The 1,252-nt window shown below is 77.8% G+C and carries 1 pseudogene; it reads left to right on the top strand.

Annotated elements, in window-relative coordinates:
• Positions 1-163: 163 nt before the first annotated feature.
• Positions 164-1,252 (top strand): annotated as a pseudogene (locus ACFU99_RS44060) (hypothetical protein); the annotation flags it as partial.

Raw genomic sequence — 1,252 nt, 5'->3', positions numbered from 1 at the left:
GTCGGGGCGCTGCGCCGCGCGGCGGCCCTGCGGGCGGAGGCGCTGGCGACGGCCTCGTACAGCAGTGGGGGTGCGGGATGCGGCTGACTGCTCCGACGGCCCGTACGACCCGTACGACCCGTACGACCCATGAAGCTCATGAGGCCCGTAGGGAGGAGGGCGCATGTCGCTGATCAGCACGCTGGCGCGGATGGAGGCCGCCCGCGACGGGTACGCGCGCCCCGGCGCGACCGTGCGGCACCGGCACCTGGCCGAGCGGCCCCTCGTCCTGGTGCCGCTGACGACCGCGGGCGAGGCGGGCGCGCCGCTGGGCGCGCTGGTGGGGACGGACCGGGACGCTCCCCGGCTGCTGGTCGTGCCGCAGCCGCGCGACCGGGACCTGCGGTTCGCGTTCCTCGCCGACCTGGCCGACGCGGTGCTGCCGCACTTCGAGGCGTACGCCGACGACGTCGAGGCGGCCGAGCGCTCCGAGGCGGACCCGGAGACCGGGAAGAAGGTGAAGGTCGAGGTCGAGCTGTGCGCGGAGGCGCCGCAGCTGCTGGTGCCGAGCGCGGCGGGCGTGGAGTACGTACGGCTGCTCGGCCGGTCCATGCGGTTCCGGCGGACCGCCGAACAGGACCCCGACACGCCCTATCCCGCTCCCCCGCGCGTGCCGCTGCTCGGCCGCTGGCTGACGCACATCGGGGAGCGCGCGCGGGTGCCCGGCTCGTCGCTGCTGCTGGCCATGACGCAGGTGCTGGGCCGGCACTGGGCGACGGGCCAGAGCAATCTGGAGGACCAGCACCTGGGCGCGCTGCTCGCCTGGATAGACCCTCCGCGGGGGATGACGGGCGCGGAGGCGGCGCTGCGGGCGGAGCTGGAGCGCGGGCCGGACGGCCTGCTGACCACGCCGCCCGCGGGTCCCGCCACCGACCCGGTCTTCGACAACAAGCGGCTCGCCCCGGCCATCGCGCGGTACGACGCGGCGCGCGCGGAGATGCTGGACGCGGCGCGCGGCCGGTTCGAGGGGGACCCGGCGGCGGGCACGGCGCCCGACGCGGGCCGCGCGGGGTCGGCGCGCGCCCGGCAGCGGGCCGCGCACGAGGCGCTGGGCGCCGCCGAGCGCGAGGTGCGCGAGCTGGTGGCGTCCCAGCTGCGGCCTGCGTGGGACGCCGTGTGGCACGGGCTGGACCTGCTGCGCGCGCTGCCCGCGGGCGGCCGCGACGCCGCCCGCTGGAAGCGCGACCTCTTGTCGTACACGGCCCACCGGGAC

The organism is Streptomyces sp. NPDC057654, from assembly GCF_042800135.1.
Classification (GTDB): domain Bacteria; phylum Actinomycetota; class Actinomycetes; order Streptomycetales; family Streptomycetaceae; genus Streptomyces.
This window is presented reverse-complemented; position numbering and strand designations above follow the sequence as displayed.